The sequence below is a fragment of the Corynebacterium sp. HMSC066C02 genome (assembly GCF_001814945.1).
GTDB classification, from domain to species: Bacteria; Actinomycetota; Actinomycetes; order Mycobacteriales; family Mycobacteriaceae; genus Corynebacterium; species Corynebacterium aurimucosum.
Map to the genome: position 1 here is coordinate 1 of NZ_KV818445.1, position 16,883 is coordinate 16,883.

Genomic DNA, 16,883 nt, shown 5'->3' on the forward strand with positions numbered 1-16,883 from the left:
GCGGGCACACCGGCGATCCTTCAGACACCACCACCCACAAAACACAACAAGGCACGCAAGAAAACCTGCGAGCCTTATGTCAGCGCTACCCATCATCCAAAGCCAGACTGACGGGCGATCCAGCGACCCCAAGTCTGGCTTCCCGTGCTGCCGGAAGCAGCAAGAGCAACGGGATCCTTAAGCCCTTAAAGAGCGAAACCTGCCAACCGGATGAAGGTTTACGGGCACTCCGTCGTTCCTGGAAGACGCGTCTCCCTTTCTATACAGGCCAACGGACACCGGGATATGCGGATGGTTTAACGTGTCGTGAGCATTCGAGTGGGCACGGCTAGCGCGGTGCGAAGGCCGTATAGTCAGCGGGACTGGCGCCTGCTCCAACGGCGCGCTCGGCGGCCTTAAGGAAATCGGACACTACCTTGCGGTCATCGAGGTTACGGCCGGAAATCGATAGGCGCACGGTGTTGCCGCGCTGCGCGGAGCGCTCGGCAGCGCGGATGATGTTGCGGCGCCACCACTTGGCCGAACCGAAACCCTCACCAAAGGACAAGTTGCGGGCTTGGTGGAGCTCGCCGGTGCGCAGGTCATGGATGCCGCGGGTGGATGCAGCAAAGTCAAAATCAAACTCAGGAAGAACTTCTAGAGTTCCCTCCGACATACGCCAGCGCGGCGGCGCAAAGATAGTGGGCTCAAAGCCGATTCTGGCCATCTGCCGCGTCGCCCCCTTGAGGCGCAGACGCGCCTCGTGTGCATCCAGGTTTGCGAATTCCGCACGGCGGCCCTGAACTGCTTGGTCGAAGCCGTTGAGAATGAGCACTCGGCCCGATTCGGCCTGCTCACGCAACCACGACTGTGTCGCCGAATCCTTAGCCAGGTGCCAATTGCCATCGATGTGTGGCGCTACGAGCAAGGACACCGGGATATCCGCTTTATCGAACTGCTCCAGCAGGTCAGCGGCCTGCCTTCGGGTGTCGTCGAAGATACTGGAAATCGAAACCAAAAGGTGGCCATGCATAAGGAAAATTATCGCACAGCCACCGTCCCGGCGCGCGCCGAGGGGAAGCCTCACTCCCCCACATGGGCGGCCTAGGACGCTGTGCGGCTCATTAGCCACACAGCTCGAGCGGGGAGCCTAAGACTCAACCCCCGTGGCCTGGTTAATCAACCACGCATACTCGAATGCCGCCTGCCGCCACTTGGCATAGCGGCCAGACACACCACCATGGCCGGCGGCCATCTCAGTCTTGAGGAGGAACTCGCCACCGGTGGCGACGTCACGAAGCTTGGCCACCCACTTCGCCGGCTCCACGTAGAGCACGCGGGTGTCGTTAAGCGAGGTCAGCGCCAGGATATTGGGATACTTCTGCGGCGCAATGTTCTCATACGGCGAGTAAGAAGCCATGTAGTCATAGACCTCCGGGTCGTGGTACGGGTCGCCCCATTCTTCCCACTCCACCACTGTCAGCGGCAGCTCCGGCATAAGAATCGAGGTCAGCGGGTCCACGAAGGGCACGTTGGCCTCGATGGCCTTAAACCGATCTGGCGCCATGTTCGCCACCGCGCCCATGAGCAGTCCACCGGCGGAACCGCCTTCCGCCACCAAGGTTTCCGGGGTGGTCACGCGGCGCGCGATGAGGTCATCGGCCACCGCGATGAAGTCCGTAAACGTGTTCTTCTTAGCCAGCATCTTGCCGTCGTCGTACCAGTTGCGGCCCATCTCACCACCGCCGCGAACGTGCGCCATGGCAAAGATCATGCCGCGGTCCATGAGAGACAAACGGAAGACCGAGAAATACGGGTCCATATTTGCCTCGTAGGAGCCGTAGCCGTAAAGCAACGTCGGGTTCGGCTGCGCACGGTCCAAGTCCGCGCGGTGCACGATGGACACCGGCACCTTCGTCCCGTCAGGCGCTTCAGACCAGACGCGGTAAGCCACGTACTCATCCTTGTCATAGCCGCCAGGGACTTCCTGTTCCTTCAGCAGCGTGTACTCGCCGGTGGCCACGCGGTAATCAAAGAGCTGGGCTGGCTGGATGAAGGAGGTGTAGCTCACGCGCAGCACCGGCGCATCCCACTCCGGGTTGCCGGCCACGCCAACGGTGTAGAGCTCCTCGTTGAAGTTGAGCTCGTCGAAACGCGCCCACCCCTCCCGCACATCCATTACCGCGGCACGGCCAATGCCGCCGCGGCGGTAGCCCACGACGATCTGGTCGCGGTAACAATCCACGCCTTCAATGCGCACGGTGTCATCATGCGGCATGAGGACGGTGAGTTCGCGCAAGGCTGGAAGGTCATCGGAGACAGGACAGTAGCCTAAGGCAAAGTTGGGGCCGGTGGCATTGTGCGTGACAACCCAGTAGTCGGTGCCGTCCACCACCGCATGGTCGACGTCATAGTCCACGCCAGTCTCGCGCTCCCACAGGCAGCGGAACTCGCCCTCGGGGGTGGACTGCTCGAGCACCCACGCCTCATTCGTCGTCTTCGAGCCGGACACAATCATGATGTACTTCTCGCTGCGGGTCGTCCCCACGCCAATGCCGAAACGCGAATCCTCCTCGCGCATGACCACGACGTCCTCTGACTGCGGGGTTCCCACACGGTGGCGCCACACGGTGTCCGGCCGCCAGGCGTCATCGACGGTGGTGTAGAAGATGAATTCCTCCCCTACCCACGTCGCGCCATAGAAGATGCCTTCTAGGTGGTCCTCCAACAGCTCTCCTGTGCGCAGGTCCTTGATGAAGAGCTCAAAGCGCTCGTCGCCGGCCACGTCCACGGAATAGGCCAGCAGGTCACCGGAATCGCTCACCGTGGACGCGCCCAGGGCGAAGAAGTCGTGGTCTTCGGCGAGCGCGTTGACGTCGAGAAGCACCTGCTCCCCTTCCGGCGCCCCCTCCTCCGGGATGGTCGGCGGAGTCCACGGATCGGAGCCTTCCGACACCGGGATGCGGCAGCTGTAGCCGTACTCCTGGCCCTCCTCGGTGCGCCCGTAGTACCAGTACTTACCGCGGCGCTGGGGCACGGACATGTCCGTCTGCTTGATGCGGGACTTGACCTCAGTGAAGATGTTCTCCGTCAAGGTGTCCAGGTGTGCGGTGCGCTCCTTGGTGTAGGCGTTTTCGGCCTCCAAGTATTCGCGGGTCTCCGGGGCGTCTTTCGCGCGCAGCCACTCGTAATTATCGATGAAGCTGCGGCCATGGAACTCACGGGTGACCGGGCGTTTCGCTGCGTGTGGTGCGTTCATTCAGCCTCCTTAAAAAGTGGTCCCGGACAGGCGTTCAAAGGCCTCAACATAACGCGCGCGGGTGGCCTGGACAACGTCATCCGGCAGGCGCGGCGGCGTGGACTCCTTGTCCCAGCCGGAGTCGGTGAGCCAATCGCGCACGTACTGCTTATCAAAGGAAGGCTGGACCTTGCCTTCCTCGTAGGTATCGGCCGGCCAGTAGCGCGAGGAGTCCGGGGTGAGGACCTCATCAGCTAAGACCAAAGTGCCGTGCTTATCGACGCCAAACTCGAACTTCGTATCCGCCAAAATAATGCCCTTCTCCTCCGCCAGCGCGGCGGCCGTGGCATAAATGCGCAGGGTGGCTTCGCGCAGCTGCTCAGCTCGCTCGCGGCCTAGCTTCTCCACAACGACGTCGAAGGAGACGTTCTCATCGTGGTCGCCCTGCTCCGCCTTGGTGGCCGGGGTGAAAATGGGCTCGGGCAGGCGGGAGGCCTCGGTCAGCCCCTCCGGCAGCTCGACGCCGCACACGCTGCCGGATGCCTTGTATTCCTTCAGCCCGGAGCCGGTGAGGTAACCGCGGGCGACGCACTCGAAGGGCAGCATGTCGAGCTTCTGCACCACCATAGCGCGGCCGAGTACCTCTTCGGGGATGCGCTCATCATCGAGCGGGCCGGCGAGGTGGTTAGGGAAATCAATGACGTCGAAGAAGAACTTCGAGGTCGCCGTAAGCACACGGCCCTTGTCCGGAATGGCGGGCTCAAGGGCGTGGTCGTAGGCGGAAATGCGGTCGGAGACGACCATGAGCAGGGTATTGTCGCCGATTTCGTAGATATCGCGCACCTTGCCGGAGGCGATGTGGGCATAGGAAGAAAGTTCTGGACGCATGACATACATCCTAGACCCGTCTAGACTGCTTCAAGATACATCCCAAGCATGAGGAGTTAAGCCTGTGCACTCTCGCATGATCTCCCTTTTGACCTCCGCTGCACTGGTGGGCGGTGCCCTGAGCGTGCCGGCGGCGCAGGCTGCCGATATCTCCGTGCGCGAATCTGACCACGGCCAATGGCTGTGCACGATGTCGGCCTCGGCCACGGATCGCGAGCTAGCCCGGGACGTCCGCGCTGGATATATCGCGACGATTAAGGCGACTTCCGAGCAGATTCAAGCGCAGTTCCCGAAGCTGGATTTCTCCGCGTATACCTCGCGCGATATCAGCAAGGCTCCGGGCTATGCGGCGACGGTGGCCGCGCTGGGCAAGGCCGGTTATACGGGCGCGGATATGCTCATCATCCTGGTCGGCGCCGCCGCTCCGGAGGCGCTCGTAGCGGATGAGTCGGTGCTGCTGCCGCAGGACGCCGAGTACTCCATCAATGCTGCTGCCGCCCGCGCAAAGAAGGGACCGGCGCCACTACTGTCGACGGGTAGCGATTTCAGCCCCAAGCTGCGCGCCGCTCTGGCAGAAAACCAGGCACAGGAGAAAGAAGCCGTTGACGCCTTCAACGCAGCGCAGGTGCAGTCTTTCGCTGAGTGCGTCGAGGAACTGCGCAGCCGCGGTGCGCAAGAAGGCATCCAGCCGGTGCCGGAGCTGCCCATTCCGGGCAAGACGACGCAGCAGCAAACCTCGTCCACGGGTGCTGCGGTTCTCGGCATCATGGCGGTACTCACCGCGCTGATGATCGGCGGCTACCTCGCCTCCAACGGGAAATCCCTCGGCGGCTTCGAGTTGCCGGTGCTGCGCATCCCCGGGATGGCCTAAAAGCTAGTGCCGGGTGGCCCGGGACGTCGATAGAAGGTCGTTTCGATCAAATAGGGACCAGAAAATTCGGGGCGGCCTTAATTGATCGAAACGTACATGGACCGGGCCAGCGCGGTACGTTTTCGTAAATAGAGCCTCAAAAACTCACGTTTGAGAGGGCTTGTCTGCGAAAACGTACCGCGCCGGGTCGTCCCTTCACAGGGGATCCCCCGGCCGCGTGAGCTAGAGGATTTCGCCCGGGGTGTAGGCCGCGGCCTGCGGGTGCTGGTCAGCAATCGCCTTGATGCGGCCCAGAATCTGGCTCACCTGCGACTCGGCAGCACCGATGAAGGCGTGCTTATCCGACAGCGCGGCCTCGAGAGCGGCGGCATCGAGCGGCAGGCGCTCGTCGGCAGCCAGGCGCTCAATCAGGTCCTGCTCCCCGCCATTCTCGCGCATGTTGAGTGCTACAGCGACGGCGTTTTCCTTGATGACCTCGTGCGCGGTCTCACGGCCCACGCCCGCGCGCACCGCCGCCATGAGGATGCGGGTGGTGGCGAGGAAGGGCAGGTAGCGCTCTAGCTCACGGTCGATCATCGCCGGGAAAGCACCGAATTCTGCCAGCACGGTGAGGAAGGTTTCGAACATGCCGTCAATGGCAAAGAAAGCATCCGGCAAGGCAACGCGGCGCACCACCGAGCAGAAGACGTCGCCCTCGTTCCACTGCTGGCCGGACAGGTCCGCCACCATCGTCAGGTAGCCGCGCAGAATGACCTGGAAACCGCCGACGCGCTCGCAGGAGCGGGCATTCATCTTGTGCGGCATCGCAGAGGACCCAACCTGGCCCTCCTTGAAGCCTTCAGTCACGGTTTCGTTGCCGGCCATGAGGCGGATGGTCGTCGCCAGTGAGGAGGGCGCAGCACCAAGCTCCACCAGCGCGGAAACAGCATCGAAGTCGAGGGAGCGCGGGTAAACCTGGCCCACCGAGTTGAATACGCGAGAGAAGCCCAGGTGATCCGCAATGCGCGTTTCTAGCGCCGCGAGCTTGTCCTCGGATCCGCCCATGAGGTCAAGCATGTCCTGCGAGGTGCCCATCGGGCCCTTGATGCCGCGCAGCGGGTAACGGCTCAGCAGAGACTCCACGCGCTCGATGCCGAGCAGCAGTTCGTCGGCAGCCGAGGCGAAACGCTTGCCCAGGGTCGTCGCCTGGGCAGCGACGTTGTGGGAGCGGCCCGCCATCACCAGCGTCTGGTACTGCGCGGCGCGCTCACCGATGCGGGAGACCACCGCGATGGCTTTATCGCGGGTCAGCTCCAAAGAACGCAGAATCTGCAGCTGTTCCACGTTCTCCGTCAGATCACGCGAGGTCATGCCCTTGTGGATGTGCTCGCAGCCGGCCAGGGCGTTGAACTCCTCGATGCGAGCTTTAACGTCGTGGCGCGTGACGCGCTCACGCTCCGCGATGGAGGCGAGGTCGACGTTCTCAACCTGCGCCTCGTAAGCGGCGATAGCCGCAGCTGGGATGTCGACGCCGAGATCCTTCTGCGCCTTCATCACCGCAATCCACAGCTGGCGCTCCAGGATGATCTTGTGTTCTGGGGACCAGATTTCAGCCATCTCGGGGGAGGCGTATCGAGCGGACAGGACGTTGGAAATGTTCTTCTTTTCAGCCACGTCGCTCATTATTCCACGCCTCGCCCCAAAGGAGGCATTATCAGCGGATTAGATGCTGATCTGGCCCTTCTCCGCTGGGAGTGCGATGTCTGTGCGGAAGAAGCTGCCCTCCAGCTCGATGCCGCCGAGAATCTCGTAGGCGGCAGCACGGGCATCGGCGAGGGTGGCGCCGCGACCGAGGACGTTGAGGACGCGCCCACCGTTGGAGACGTAGCCGCCCTCCCCCGCAGTGGTGCCGGCATGGAGGATCCGGGTGGGGTCATCCAGGTCCGGCGAGGTAATCGGATCACCCTTGCGCGGGGAGGCCGGGTAGCCCTCTGCGGCTAGCACCACGGTAACGGCGTAGCCCTCTTCCCACTCCAGCGGCGCAAGTTCCGCCAGCTGTCCGGTGGCGGTGGCATTCAAAACCTCACCCAGCGGAGACTTCAGCAAAGCGAGCACCGCCTGTGTCTCCGGGTCTCCGAAGCGGGCATTGAATTCCACCACGGCTGGGCCTTCCTTGCCCCATGCCAGGCCGGCGTAGAGCAAGCCAGAGTAGGGAGTGCCACGCTTGACCATTTCTTTGGCCACGGGAACGCAGACTTCGTCGACGATGCGCTGGACGCCGTCGGCAGGCAGCCACGGCAGCGGGGTGTAGGCACCCATGCCGCCGGTGTTGGGGCCTTCATCGTTGTCATAGGCGCGCTTGTGGTCCTGTGCCGGGAGCAGCGGGACGACGGTTTCGCCATCCACGAGGCAGAACAGGGACACTTCGGGGCCGTCGAGGAAGGACTCGAGCAGCACTGGGTTGCCCACAGCATGAACCGCATCGACGTGCGCGCGGGCCGCGTCGCGGGACTCGGTCACCACGACGCCCTTGCCGCCGGCCAGGCCATCATCCTTGACCACGAAGTGCGGGCCAAAGCGGTCCAGCGCGGCCTCGATGTCCGCATCGCTGGTGCCGGGGGCGAGCTGCTCCGCGCGGGCGGTGCGCACGCCGGCGGCCGCCATGACATCCTTGGCAAAGGCCTTGGAACCCTCGATCTGTGCCGCGCTTGCCGACGGCCCGAAGACCGCAATGCCGCGCTCGCGCAGAGCATCCGCCACGCCTTTCACCAGCGGCACCTCCGGCCCAATGACGACCAGATCCGCGTCAATATCAACCGCCAGCTCCGTCATGCGCGCAGGATCGTCCACTTGGGAATACTCCGGGTGAATGGTGGCTTGCTTGGCATGTGCCGGGGAACCCGGTGCGATGTGCAAATCGGTAACAGAGGGATCAGATTTAAGGCCAGTGAGCAGGGCGTGTTCGCGGCCGCCCGAGCCAATAACGAGAATGCGCATGCCGTCTATCTTAACTGGCGGTAGCCTAGGGGCCATGTCTTCCGTATTTACAAAGATCATCGAGGGCGAGCTGCCAGCTCGCTTTGTCTACCGCGACGAGAAATGCGTGGCATTTTTGTCCATCGAGCCGCTGCGTTATGGCCACACCTTGGTGGTGCCGATCGAGGAGGTCGATAAGTGGACTGACCTCGATTCTCAGACTTGGGCGCACCTCAACGAGATTGCTCTAGAGATCGGTGGCGCCATTAAGACGGCCTTCGACACCCCGCGTACGGGCTACATCATCGCTGGCTTCGACGTTCCCCATACCCACATCCACCTCTTCCCCACCGAGAAGATGGAAGACTACGACTTCGCCAAGGCCTTCGCTGCCGACGCTACCGACCCCGCCGCCATGGATGAGGCCGCCGCGCGCATCCGTCAGCACCTCGGCACGGATGAGGACGGCCGCCGCAGCAACTAGGCGCTAGCTCCCGCTCGTCGGCGCCTTGGGGAGGCGGACGGTAAAGACCGATCCGCTGCCCAGCTCAGAGTCCACGGAGATCGAACCGCCGTGCTGTTCCACGAGGGACTTCACAATGGCTAAGCCCAAGCCCGAGCCACCCGTATCGCGGGTTCGTGAAGTATCCGCACGGTAGAAGCGCTCAAAGATATGGGCTGCATCTTCGGGGGAGATGCCCTTGCCGTCATCGGCGACGTCGATAAGCACGTTCTCCTCATCATCCCGCAAAGTCAGCGTCACCGATGCCTCGTCACCACCGTGACGGATACCGTTAGATACCAAGTTGAGCAACACTTGGTGCAGGCGGTCCGCGTCACCGTTGACTATCGGAATCTCGGAGGCTTCATTGTTGACGTTGATCGTGCGGCCAGAAAAGGCCGCGCGTGCCGAAGAGCCCACGGAAAGCACGAGCTCCAGCATGTCTACCTCGCGCATATCGAGGCGCGATCCCTCCGCACGCGTCAGGGCTAGCAAGTCCTCCACCAGCAGCGACATGCGCTGCGACTCGGCATCGATCTTGCTGAAGACAAATTCCGGATCTTTAGTCGCCCCCGAACGGTACAGCTCCGTGTAGCCGCGCAGGCTGGTCAGCGGCGTGCGCAGCTCGTGGGAGGCATCGCCGACGAAGCGGCGCATCTGCTGCTCCTTTTCCTGCGCATGGACGACGGAGTTCTGCAACTGTCCCAGCATGACGTTAAGCGCCGCGGCGAGCTGGCCTACCTCGGTATGTAGCGGCCACTCTGGCACGCGCTTGTCCAGGTTGCCGGCCGCGATTTGGGAGGCCGTTTTCTCGACCACGCGCAGCGGCCGCAGCGCCCGGTGGATCAGCCACATACCCACGAGCGCGATAATGAGCATGACCAGCGCCGCGATGATGACCTGGACTATAGCGAGGCCTTTCAGAATGGAGTTTTCCGTCGTCAGGTCTTTAGCGACGACCACCACGGAGCCATCCGTCTTGAGCTGCGCCACGGCACGCCATTCGGTTTCGCCTTGAATTGAGCGAACGGTGCTAGGTTCACCACCAACGACCACCGAACGAGCATCCGGCAACGCCGCCGTCGGCCGCGTGGTTACCACGGAGCCATCGGGATAATACGCCAGTGCTACATAGTCCGTCGGGGGTCGGCGGCTCCCGTCCTGCGGCGTGTAGAAAGTCGCGTCGAGATTGCTGGCCCAAGAACTCAGGGCATCATTCAGCTCGGTGTCCACGCGGGTGTAGAGCACGTTGCGCATGATCGACGAGACCGCCAAGGAGGACATAGCCAGGCCCAGGCCCGAAACCAGCACCATCAAGACGAGCAGCCACGTGCGCAAGGGCAGCGCTTTAGGTCGCTGCATGCGCCGGCGCAAGGCGCTATTGAGCACCGGCGTGGATCCGGAATCCGGGTTCGCGGTGGATTCGCTCATAGTGAAAAAGCCTACGAGCGCGGTGTGCGCAGCACATAACCGACACCACGGACGGTGTGGATGAGCGGAGTATCGCCGGTATCAATCTTGCGGCGCAGATAAGAAATGTAGGACTCAACCACGTTGCCATCGCCGCCAAAGTCGTAGTGCCAAACGTTATCCAGAATCTTGGACTTGGACAGCACCACCTCGCGGTTCTGCATGAGGTAGCGCAGCAGGTTGAACTCGGTGGGCGAAAGCTCCACGATCTCCCCTGCCTTGGTGACCTCGTGGGTGTCATCGTTGAGGGTGAGGTCGGCATAGGTCATGGTGGCGTCACCGTTCTGGTCATCCACCGTGCTGCCGCGGCGCAGGATCACGCGCAGGCGGGTGATGACCTCTTCCAGGCTGAAGGGCTTGGTGACGTAATCATCCGCCCCAATGGTCAGGCCATGGATTCGCTGATCCACGCTGTCTTTGGCGGTGAGGTAGAGGACGGGGCCGTCGAGGCCTTCCGCGCGCAGCTTGCCCAGCAACTCAAAACCATCCATGCCCGGCATCATGACGTCCATGATGTAGGCATCAGGGTTGATCTCCCGCGCGATGCGCAGGGCTTCGTTGCCGGAGTTGGCGCTGTGTACATCGAAGCCCTGAAACTTCAGGGAAACAGTAAGTAGTTCAACGATATTGGGCTCGTCATCGACGACAAGTACCTTGACGTCCTTTGAATCATCCATGGTCCCGCTCTGGTCCTTTCTCCGCTGTTCCTATGACTAGGTGGCGTGGGGGTTTCTCATTCAAAGTGAGAAGTATTGCACTACGCCTTCCCAGGGTACTGAGCGGAGTCTGGACGTGCGCTGTGAACAAATCAGTCCCACACGGGATTACCCAGATCCAGCCCTTCTGCCTGGGCTTGTGCTTCAATCAGCTGACGCAAGTAGCCGGCATTACCGCGATAGGTCTCATCGAAGCGCGGATCCTCGCAGTACATGCGAGCCAAGATCACTTGCTTGGACCTCGACACTGGGTACCACTGAGCAATGAGGTCGCGGTGCTTGTCGACGATCTCCTTCGCCCCCTCGCTGCCCGGTTCAAGCCCTGCGTTCGCGGACTCCTCTAGCTCGGCCGCAAAGTTTTCATGATCCACGGAGAATCCTTCCCAATCCTTCTTCCCCATCGATTCCGCAGCGGCCGCACTCGCCGCCCATTCTTTGCTGTCTCCCCACTTCTCGCGGGCTTCTTCCTGCAGTTGGGGCCATGCATCACCCAGATTGCGCACTTTTTGGCTGGGGCTTAGGTTCTTATCCATTTCGGTCTCCTCAATCAGTCTTTCCACTGCGTACAACATCGCATCGACGTCGGCTCGCCGCTTCTGTAAAGCCTCGTGTTGGCCTCGGAGGCGGGCCAGAGTGGCGGAGGAAGGGGCATCGAGAAGCACTGCGATGTCCTTCAGCTCAATTCCCACGCTGCGATATATCAGGATGTCCATCCCGCGCTGCACGTCATCTTCGGTGTACAGGCGGTGATCACCCCCAGTGCGCCACTGTGGGCTGAGCAGCCCAATGTCATCCCAGTGCCGCAACGTGCGGGTGGTGACTTTGAGGATTTCGGCAACGTCGCCGATGCTGTAGTCATTACGCATGACGTTGAGCCTAAAAGTTGACGTCGCGTTAAGTGCAACTCCTGCCACTCAGCACATATTTTTGCCTACGATAATGAAGCATGACGCAAGCCTCGAAACGCACTGACCGCCTCACCGTGGCTGCTTGGGCCCTGTGGGACTGGGGTTCGGCTGCCTTCAACGCGGTTCTCGTGACGTTTATTTTCTCGGTCTATCTCACCGACTCGGTGGGCCAACACATTGACTCGCAGTTCACCCCGGCGCAGTGGTTGTCGTGGTCTATGACGGTGGCGGGTCTGGTGATTTTTGCGGTCACCCCCGTGATGGGCCAGCGTTCCGACCGGTTGGGCACGCGGCGGCGCGCGCTGGGCTTCTGGTCGCTGCTGACCTTCCTGGTCATGGCCAGCCTGTTTTTCATTCGCAACGATGCGCCCGCGTATTTCTGGCTGGGTCTTATCGGCTTGGCGGTAGGTTCGGTGACCATCCAATTCGCCGAAGTCAATTATTTTGCCCAGCTCAACCAGGTGGCCACCGAGGACAAGGTGGGCCGGGTATCTGGCCTGGGCTGGTCGGCGGGTTATTTCGGTGGCATCGTGCTGCTGCTCATCTGCTACTTCGGCTTCGTCTCCGGAGAGGGAGGCGGACTTGGGCTATCCACGGAGGGCGGCTGGAATATTCGGCTCGTGGCACTGCTCGCCGCGGCGTGGTTTGGGCTATCTGCCATTCCCGTGCTGCTGCGCGTGCCGGAGATTGCGCCGTCGGGTGAAGCAGCGGGCGGCGTTGCGGCGTCTTATCGCGAGCTGTGGCGCACGGTGCACACGCTGTGGCGGGAAGATCGCAACGCCTTTGCCTTCCTTTTCGCTTCTGCCATCTTCCGTGATGGGCTCTCGGCCGTATTCAGCTTCGGGGCGGTGTTGGGCGTATCCGTCTATGGGCTTTCGCCTGGCGACGTCCTCATCTTCGGCGTTGCCGCCAACGTTGCGGCCGCACTGGGCGCGGTTGCGGGCGGGCTGATCGACGACCACGTGGGCCCCAAAGCCATCATCCTCACCTGCCTGACAATTCTGACGTTGATGGCGGGCATCATGTTCTTCGCGCAAGGCCCGACGGTCTTCTGGATCTGCGGGCTCATCCTGTGCCTGTGCGTGGGACCAGCCCAGGCTTCCGCCCGCGGCTTCTTGGCGCGCGTTGCCCCGCCAGGACGTGAAGGCGAGATGTTTGGCCTCTACGCCACAACCGGGCGTGCCGTAGCGTGGTTGACGCCTTTCCTGTTCGGCGTCTTCGTCTCCCTGATGGGCCAAGGAGACCGGGGAGGCGTGCTCGCCATAGGGCTAGTCCTCCTCGTCGGAGCGATCGTGCTCATCCCAGTCAAAGACCCCGCGAAAGCATAACGCTGTCGCGGGGTGGAGCCGCAGGGCGTGGGTTCCTTGTGGTGCGTAGGTCCCTTCTAGCGTGAGAGCGAAGCGCTCACGCTAGAAGTCCTGTGGACGCGGAATGTTGCGCAGGTTGGACTTCGCCATGGAGAGCATCTGGCCCACGCCGCCACCGAAGACGGTGCGGGTTGCTGCCTTGGAGAAGCCGAGCAGCTGCTCGAAGGTGAGTGTCGGCGGCAGGGAGAGGGCGTTCGGGTCCGTGACGACGTCGATAAGCGCAGGGCCGTCGTAGGCCAAGGCCTCCTTGATAAGGCGCGGCGCGTCCTTCGGATCCTCGATGCGGAAGTGCTTGATGCCTGCGCCTTCCGCGATCTTGGCGTAGTTCACGTGCTCGTGGTCGGTCTCATGCTCCGGCAGGCCCTGGACCAGCATCTCCAGCTTGACCATGCCGAGGGAAGAGTTGTTGAACACGAACATCTTCACCGGCAGGTTGTGCAGCTTCACCGTGAGCAGCTCGCCCATGAGCATGGAGAGCCCGCCGTCACCGGAGAAGGTGATGACCTGGCGGTCTGGGTGCGCCGCCTGCGCACCGATGGCCATCGGCAGCGCGTTGGCCATAGTGCCGTGACGGAAGGAGCCAATCTGCTCGCGCTTGCCATTCGCAGTGATGTAGCGCGCGCCCCAGACATTGCACATGCCGGTATCGACGGTGAAGATAGCGTCTTCATCGGCCTGCTGGTCAATGAGGTCTGCGATGTACTCCGGGTGGATTGGCGTGTGCTTCTCCACGCCAGAGGTGTAGGCCTCAACGACGTGGTGCAGCTTGTCGTAGTGATTCTTGAGCATCTTGTCGAGGAAGGAGCGGTCCTTCTTTTCATCGACGTGCGGCAGGATGTTCTCAATGGTGGCGGCGACATCACCCGTCACCGGGTACTTAATGCGGGTCCGGCGACCGATGTGGGAGCCATCGATATCGACCTGGGCCACGTTGGCATCCGGCAGGAAGTCGTTATAGGGGAAGTCCGTGCCCAGCAGGATAAGCAAGTCCGCCTCATGGGTAGCCTCGTGGGCTGCGCCATAGCCGAGCAGTCCGGACATGCCGACGTCGAAGGGGTTGTCGTACTGGATGTACATCTTGCCACCCAGGGCGTGGCCGATGGGAGCCTTGATCTTCTCGGCCAACGCAAGAACCTGCTCGCGCGCATCCTTGACGCCGGCACCGACGAAGAGAGCGACGTTCTTAGCCTCATTAATGGCCTGGGTCAGCGCAGCGGCCTCTGCCGGGTCTGGGTAGACAACCGGGCGGCCGGAGGAAATAACGGAGGAGGTGAAGGTGTCCTCTTCCGCCTCTTGAGTGGAGACATCGCCCGGAATGACGAGGACGGACACGCCCTTGCCGGCCATGGTGCTCTGGATGGCATGGTGCAGAACCACGCCTCCCTGCTCAGCAGAGTTGACCATCTCGCAGTAGCCGGAGCACTCCTGGAAGATGGCCTCCGGGTGGGTTTCCTGGAAGAACTTCGAGCCGATCTGGCGGGAAGGAATGTGGCTAGCTAGGGCGAGGACCTTGGCGCCGTTGCGGTGGGCGTCGTAAAGCCCCTGAATAAGGTGCGTATTGCCCGGACCGCAGGAGGCGGCGCACACGGCAAGGTTGCCAGTGGTGAGGGAATCGGCCTCAGCGGCGAAAGCCGCGGCCTCTTCGTTACGGACGTGAACCCACTCGATGGAGGATTGACGCACCGCATCCACGATGGGGTTGAGGGAATCACCAACGAGACCATAGATGCGCTTGACCCCTTGGGCTTCCAGAGTTTCCACGAGCTGCGTGGCGTAATTGCGTGCCATGTTGTACCTCTCTAACTTTTATCGCTAACGGCCCCCAGTGTCCCCGCGCCGGGCACATTTCGCCACCTTAAAGCTGCCTTCTCACGTAGTAGAGGCTTTGTGACTTCGACAACAAACACGCTTCTTGAGCTTTGAAACTGTAACGACCGTTCGCTATAGTTTCGCAGCATGACAGATGCACGAACGGAAACCTCGGCAGAGATGCTTCGGACCTCAGCGACCCGCCGGTGGACCTTCTTTGGCGTGGTCTCTTTAGGCCTGCTCATGATCGGCTTGGATAACTCAATCCTCTACACAGCCCTGCCGGAGCTCTCCGAGCAGCTCCACGCCACTTCGCTGCAGCAACTATGGATCATCAACGCCTATGCACTCATGCTTGCCGGTCTCCTGCTGGGCACCGGAACTCTGGGCGATAAAATTGGCCACCGCCGCATGTTCGTCATCGGCCTGTGGATTTTCGGCATCGCGTCTCTGACCGCAGCGCTAGCGCCCGGCGCGTGGGAGCTCGTCGCTGCCCGCGCCTTCTTGGGTCTTGGCGCCTCCATCATGATGCCCGCTACCCTGGCTCTGATTCGTCTGACCTTTGAAGATGAGATTGAGCGCAACACGGCCATCGGCATTTGGGGCTCCATTGCCGTCGTTGGCGCGGCCGCAGGCCCCACGGTGGGCGGCTTTTTGCTTGAGCACTTCTGGTGGGGATCGGTCTTTTTGGTCAACGTGCCCATCGTGATCATCGCCCTCATCCTCACTGCCTTCCTCGCCCCACCGAACGTGGCGAACCCAGCGAAGCATTGGGATTTCTTGTCTTCCCTTTACGCACTGATCACGCTGGCCTCTCTAGTGCTCGTCATCAAGTCCGTAGCCAGCTCCCACCTCAACGCCATGCTTATTGGTGGCGCGCTGGCCGCCTGCCTCATAGGCGCTGTCCTCTTTACACGCCGCCAGCACACACTGGAAGAGCCGCTTCTCACCTTCGATATCTTCCGCTCGCCCATCTTCAGCGGCGGCGTGTTGGCCGCAGCCGGCGCCATGTTTGGCATGGCCGGGCTGGAAATGACCACCACGCAGAAGCTGCAGTTGGTGGACCTCTACTCCCCACTGCACGCTGGGCTCATCATTTCCCTCATCGCGCTGGCCGCGCTGCCGATGTCCGCGCTGGGCGGGGCTAACCTGCACCGCTGGGGCTTCTTGCCCATCATCGCCGGCGGCTTCCTCGCTATGGCAGCGGGCATTGGCTGCGTGGTGTGGGGCGGCACGCACGACGTGTTCCCCGCATACCTGGTTGGCCTGTTCATCACCGGCCTCGGCGCGGGGTTCGTGATGTCGGTATCCTCCACCGCCATCATCGGCGCCGCGCCTGCCTCGCGTTCCGGTATGGCCGCGGGTGTGGAGGAAGTTTCCTATGAATTCGGCACGCTGCTGTCCATTGCGGTCACCGGTTCGGTGCTGCCCATGCTCTATAAGAGCGGGCTGCCAGAGGACATCCGGGACCTAGGCATGGATGCACTCCACGACCCCGCGCTCGCGGAGGCCGCCGGCCCCGCATACACCGATGCTTACTTGGCCACCGCCGCCGGACTTGGCGTAGTCATGCTCATTTTTGCTGCGGTCACCGGCTGGTGCTTCCGCAGCAACCCAACCTCCGGAGGTGCCGATGCCACGCATTAGTAAAAAGGTTGAGGCGCTCGAAAAGGCGCTCGCCATCATCGAGAAGGATGGCGTTCACGCCCTCACCTACGATTCCCTGGCCACTGCCACGGGCATGAGTAAGTCGGGGCTCATCTACCACTTTCCTACCCGGCACGAGCTGCTCATTGATTGCCATAAGCTGTGCGCGGAGCGCTGGGAGGAAGAGCTCATCGGTCTCTCCGGTGGCAAAACGGCGGAGCAGTTGAGTCCTCGCCAGCGCTACCGCGCCACCTTGGAGTCGATGGGCAAGAATGACCCGCTCATTGAATTGCTCATGTCCATCCACTCGCAGTCCCATCCGGACTTCCAAAAGGTGTGGAGGGACGTCGATGGGCGCTGGCTGCCTGATCCTGCCGCGGAGGATGAATCCGTCGTGCTGGCATCAATCATCGCAGACGGCCTGTGGGTGCACGATCACCTCACCGACCGCCCCCTGCCGCCGCAGAGACGCCGCGCGCTTATCGACGTCGCCTTAGGCCACCTCGCCGAATAACCCCCAGAATGAAAAAAGG

14 protein-coding genes are annotated in these 16,883 nt (G+C 62.0%); 5 read left to right on the top strand and 9 right to left on the bottom strand.

Annotated elements, in window-relative coordinates; genetic code table 11:
• Nucleotides 1-328: 328 nt before the first annotated feature.
• The 3 genes from HMPREF2996_RS03360 to HMPREF2996_RS03370 form a co-directional block, all read right to left on the bottom strand.
• Entirely contained in the window at nt 329-1,012 is a 684-nt protein-coding gene (locus HMPREF2996_RS03360) for a DUF2334 domain-containing protein (protein WP_070446055.1), read from the bottom strand.
• 117 nt (nt 1,013-1,129) lie between these two features.
• A complete protein-coding gene (locus tag HMPREF2996_RS03365) occupies nt 1,130-3,238 on the bottom strand; it encodes a S9 family peptidase (protein ID WP_070730109.1) in 2,109 nt (702 codons plus the stop codon).
• Nucleotides 3,239-3,247: 9 nt separating this feature from the next.
• Nucleotides 3,248-4,105: a phosphoribosylaminoimidazolesuccinocarboxamide synthase gene (locus HMPREF2996_RS03370; RefSeq protein WP_070446047.1), complete on the bottom strand. Its 858-nt coding sequence runs from the start codon at nt 4,103-4,105 to the stop codon at nt 3,248-3,250.
• A gap of 64 nt (nt 4,106-4,169) precedes the next feature.
• Between HMPREF2996_RS03370 and HMPREF2996_RS03375 the strand changes: the two genes are divergently transcribed.
• Entirely contained in the window at nt 4,170-4,976 is an 807-nt protein-coding gene (locus HMPREF2996_RS03375) for a serine/threonine protein kinase (protein WP_246815734.1), read from the top strand.
• A gap of 222 nt (nt 4,977-5,198) precedes the next feature.
• Here the strand turns inward: HMPREF2996_RS03375 and purB are convergent, their stop codons facing one another.
• On the bottom strand, nt 5,199-6,638 hold the full coding sequence (gene purB, locus HMPREF2996_RS03380; RefSeq protein WP_070446043.1) for an adenylosuccinate lyase: 1,440 nt from the start codon (nt 6,636-6,638) through the stop codon (nt 5,199-5,201).
• 39 nt (nt 6,639-6,677) lie between these two features.
• Nucleotides 6,678-7,952: a phosphoribosylamine--glycine ligase gene (gene purD / locus HMPREF2996_RS03385; protein ID WP_070446040.1), complete on the bottom strand. Its 1,275-nt coding sequence runs from the start codon at nt 7,950-7,952 to the stop codon at nt 6,678-6,680.
• Between the two features lie 34 nt (nt 7,953-7,986).
• On the opposite strand from purD, the gene HMPREF2996_RS03390 reads away from it, so the two are divergent.
• Nucleotides 7,987-8,415, top strand: coding sequence for an HIT family protein (locus HMPREF2996_RS03390; protein WP_070446036.1), 429 nt, complete (start codon nt 7,987-7,989; stop codon nt 8,413-8,415).
• Between the two features lie 3 nt (nt 8,416-8,418).
• Here the strand turns inward: HMPREF2996_RS03390 and HMPREF2996_RS03395 are convergent, their stop codons facing one another.
• From HMPREF2996_RS03395 to HMPREF2996_RS03405, 3 genes are all read right to left on the bottom strand, one after another.
• Entirely contained in the window at nt 8,419-9,864 is a 1,446-nt protein-coding gene (locus HMPREF2996_RS03395; protein WP_070446033.1) for a sensor histidine kinase, read from the bottom strand.
• Between the two features lie 11 nt (nt 9,865-9,875).
• Nucleotides 9,876-10,580 (bottom strand): response regulator transcription factor, encoded by a 705-nt coding sequence (locus tag HMPREF2996_RS03400; protein WP_070446030.1) that lies wholly within the window; start codon nt 10,578-10,580, stop codon nt 9,876-9,878.
• Between the two features lie 131 nt (nt 10,581-10,711).
• Nucleotides 10,712-11,485 (bottom strand): MerR family transcriptional regulator, encoded by a 774-nt coding sequence (locus tag HMPREF2996_RS03405; RefSeq protein ID WP_070446025.1) that lies wholly within the window; start codon nt 11,483-11,485, stop codon nt 10,712-10,714.
• 80 nt (nt 11,486-11,565) lie between these two features.
• Between HMPREF2996_RS03405 and HMPREF2996_RS03410 the strand changes: the two genes are divergently transcribed.
• Nucleotides 11,566-12,855 (top strand): MFS transporter, encoded by a 1,290-nt coding sequence (locus HMPREF2996_RS03410; RefSeq protein WP_070730111.1) that lies wholly within the window; start codon nt 11,566-11,568, stop codon nt 12,853-12,855.
• Nucleotides 12,856-12,936: 81 nt separating this feature from the next.
• On the opposite strand, the gene HMPREF2996_RS03415 is transcribed toward HMPREF2996_RS03410, so the two are convergent.
• The gene (locus HMPREF2996_RS03415; protein WP_070711533.1) at nt 12,937-14,682 is read right to left on the bottom strand and encodes a pyruvate dehydrogenase; all 1,746 of its coding nucleotides are present in this window, start codon (nt 14,680-14,682) and stop codon (nt 12,937-12,939) included.
• A 168-nt stretch (nt 14,683-14,850) separates the two neighbouring features.
• Between HMPREF2996_RS03415 and HMPREF2996_RS03420 the strand changes: the two genes are divergently transcribed.
• Both HMPREF2996_RS03420 and HMPREF2996_RS03425 read left to right on the top strand, forming a co-directional pair.
• Complete coding sequence (locus HMPREF2996_RS03420; protein WP_070711534.1) at nt 14,851-16,350, top strand: MFS transporter; 1,500 nt, start codon at nt 14,851-14,853, stop codon at nt 16,348-16,350.
• Nucleotides 16,337-16,864 carry a TetR/AcrR family transcriptional regulator gene (locus tag HMPREF2996_RS03425; protein ID WP_070446013.1) on the top strand — a complete coding sequence of 176 codons (528 nt, stop codon included), beginning with the start codon at nt 16,337-16,339 and terminating at the stop codon, nt 16,862-16,864. Before HMPREF2996_RS03420 ends, HMPREF2996_RS03425 begins: the two co-directional genes overlap by 14 nt.
• The last annotated feature ends 19 nt before the right edge of the window (nt 16,865-16,883 follow it).

Coding starts and splice junctions, on each gene's coding strand:
- HMPREF2996_RS03360 (WP_070446055.1), bottom strand. CDS start 1,012: ATGCATGGCCACCTTTTGGTTTCGATTTCCAGTATCTTCGACGACACC.
- HMPREF2996_RS03365 (WP_070730109.1), bottom strand. CDS start 3,238: ATGAACGCACCACACGCAGCGAAACGCCCGGTCACCCGTGAGTTCCAT.
- HMPREF2996_RS03370 (WP_070446047.1), bottom strand. CDS start 4,105: ATGCGTCCAGAACTTTCTTCCTATGCCCACATCGCCTCCGGCAAGGTG.
- purB (WP_070446043.1), bottom strand. CDS start 6,638: ATGAGCGACGTGGCTGAAAAGAAGAACATTTCCAACGTCCTGTCCGCT.
- purD (WP_070446040.1), bottom strand. CDS start 7,952: ATGCGCATTCTCGTTATTGGCTCGGGCGGCCGCGAACACGCCCTGCTC.
- HMPREF2996_RS03390 (WP_070446036.1), top strand. CDS start 7,987: ATGTCTTCCGTATTTACAAAGATCATCGAGGGCGAGCTGCCAGCTCGC.
- HMPREF2996_RS03395 (WP_070446033.1), bottom strand. CDS start 9,864: ATGAGCGAATCCACCGCGAACCCGGATTCCGGATCCACGCCGGTGCTC.
- HMPREF2996_RS03400 (WP_070446030.1), bottom strand. CDS start 10,580: ATGGATGATTCAAAGGACGTCAAGGTACTTGTCGTCGATGACGAGCCC.
- HMPREF2996_RS03405 (WP_070446025.1), bottom strand. CDS start 11,485: ATGCGTAATGACTACAGCATCGGCGACGTTGCCGAAATCCTCAAAGTC.
- HMPREF2996_RS03410 (WP_070730111.1), top strand. CDS start 11,566: ATGACGCAAGCCTCGAAACGCACTGACCGCCTCACCGTGGCTGCTTGG.
- HMPREF2996_RS03415 (WP_070711533.1), bottom strand. CDS start 14,682: ATGGCACGCAATTACGCCACGCAGCTCGTGGAAACTCTGGAAGCCCAA.
- HMPREF2996_RS03420 (WP_070711534.1), top strand. CDS start 14,851: ATGACAGATGCACGAACGGAAACCTCGGCAGAGATGCTTCGGACCTCA.
- HMPREF2996_RS03425 (WP_070446013.1), top strand. CDS start 16,337: ATGCCACGCATTAGTAAAAAGGTTGAGGCGCTCGAAAAGGCGCTCGCC.